Source organism: Psychrobacter sp. FME5, from assembly GCF_014861375.1.
In the GTDB taxonomy this organism is placed as follows: domain Bacteria; phylum Pseudomonadota; class Gammaproteobacteria; order Pseudomonadales; family Moraxellaceae; genus Psychrobacter.
The window spans coordinates 1-1,970 of sequence record NZ_RRYX01000203.1; the positions used below are offsets into that span (position 1 = coordinate 1).

1 protein-coding gene and 1 pseudogene are annotated in these 1,970 nt (G+C 44.5%); both read left to right on the forward strand.

Annotated features, from left to right (window positions below):
• Nucleotides 1–96: 96 nt before the first annotated feature.
• Nucleotides 97–900 (forward strand): annotated as a pseudogene (locus EI161_RS14115) (M20/M25/M40 family metallo-hydrolase); the annotation flags it as partial.
• Nucleotides 901–1,008: 108 nt separating this feature from the next.
• Nucleotides 1,009–1,737: a LysE family translocator gene (locus EI161_RS14120; RefSeq protein WP_192523040.1), complete on the forward strand. Its 729-nt coding sequence runs from the start codon at nucleotides 1,009–1,011 to the stop codon at nucleotides 1,735–1,737.
• The last annotated feature ends 233 nt before the right edge of the window (nucleotides 1,738–1,970 follow it).

Sequence of the window (1,970 nt, forward strand, 5' to 3'; positions counted from 1 at the left end):
ATGATAAGCTTAAAGCCAGCTATGAGGCTGCCGTAATTCTCGCTTGTGTCTTTATCTGGCTGCCGCTGATTTGAATTCTATACAGCCCCTAGTTCAGGCAAACTACGTCGACCGCTACATTTGGCTTTATCATTTGATGAGGAGGTGGGCTGTTTGGGCGCGCCATTGATATTAGCCGACTTAAAAGCACGCGGTATCACACCTGATTATTGCATCGTTGGTGAGCCAACTAACATGGCCATGGTCGTTGCTCATAAAGGTATTGCTGTTTATCGCTGCCGCGTCCATGGCAAGTCTGCGCATTCATCATTAACGGCGCAAGGGGTTAATGCCATTAGCTATGCCAGCCAATTGATTGGTTATGTTGATACTTTGGCTGAAGAAATCAGTCATCGTGATGATAATGATCCTATATTTGATGTGCCTTATTCCACATTATCTGTAGGCACCATACAAGGCGGCACAGCGACCAATATTGTGCCAAATCTGTGTGAGTTTACCTTTGATTACCGGAACTTGCCACACATGACGCAAGAGGATATTGTCGCGCCAATTCAAGAAAAAGTTGCGGAATTAACCGCTCAGATGCAAGCACGAGCACCAGAAACGGGCATTGAGCTGATGCAAGAAGAAAGCGTACCGGCTATGACTGATAGCGACAGTGCCGAGCTACAACAATTAATCGTAGCGCTGACAGGTGATGATCAACGTCATAAAGTAGCGTATGCGACTGAAGGCGGGCAGTTTACCAATAGCGGTATTCCAACGATTATCTGTGGGCCTGGCAGTATCGAGCAGGCGCATAAAGCCGACGAATATGTTGCATTAAGTGAGATTGAGCGCTGTGACAGTTTCTTGCAGCGTCTCTTAGAGAGTTGTACTGCTAATACTAGCAAATAAACCGCGCAACCTAAGTAGTGATTGGTATAAAATACACCGTCTTTATGGCGGTGTTTATTTTTTTACGCATATTAGTTGAATTTTAAATAAGACAGTAGGGGTTAGTTGATGTCTTGGCATCTGTTTGCGGTATTCTTTGCAAGTACCTTTTTTATCTCAGCGACTCCCGGTCCGAATATGCTCTTGGCATTTCAGTACGGTCTAAATTATGGCGTGAAGCGCACTTTATGGACGCTGGCAGGTCTTAGTCTTGGACTTTTCGTTTTGTTGCTCTCGACATTACTGGGACTCGATGTCATTAGTCGTCAATCACCATGGTTATTGACGGTGATTAAGGCCGTTGGTGCAGCGTATTTAATTTATCTGGGTGTCAGCTCGTGGCGTGATGCTAGTGATAGTAGCTTGATTAGTGATGCCAGTACACTGAGTGCAGAAGTTCATGCAGATCTGACAACGACTGATAACGTATTAAATAAACCTCAGCCACGCTCGCTCTCTAGTGCCGCTGTCAAAGCGCCGCCTAGTGAATGGTTGCTATTTCGAACTGGTATGTGGGTATCTTTATCGAACCCCAAAGCGATTTTATTTTTTGCCGCCTTTTTCCCTAAATTTATCAATTTTAGCGCGCCATTATGGCCGCAATATATCATGCTGACGTTAGGGCTATTTTTGAGCGAAACGATTTGGCAGGTGGTATATACGCTAGGTGGTAAAAAGCTGGCAGGTTGGCTTGATGTGGGTGAGCGGTTAGCGTGGCTCAATCGTGGTTGCGGCGTTATCTTTATTTTAATTGCCGCGGCTCTATTGGCTGAAGTGTTGAATGGTTTTCTAACTTAGATATTATATAGTTAAAATACTTTAAAAACGCTACGATACTGCTGGTATAGTTTTTTTGTAGCCTCTGTCTGCGTAGGCACAGCAAGCAAGAAAAAACGGTACCTGCAGTACGTGATGTATCGATTTTATTTTTCACTGACTATAGGGGCTGTATAGAATTCAAATCAGCGGCAGCCAGATAAAGACACAAGCGAGAATTACGGCAGCCTCATAGCTGGCTTTAAGCTTATCAT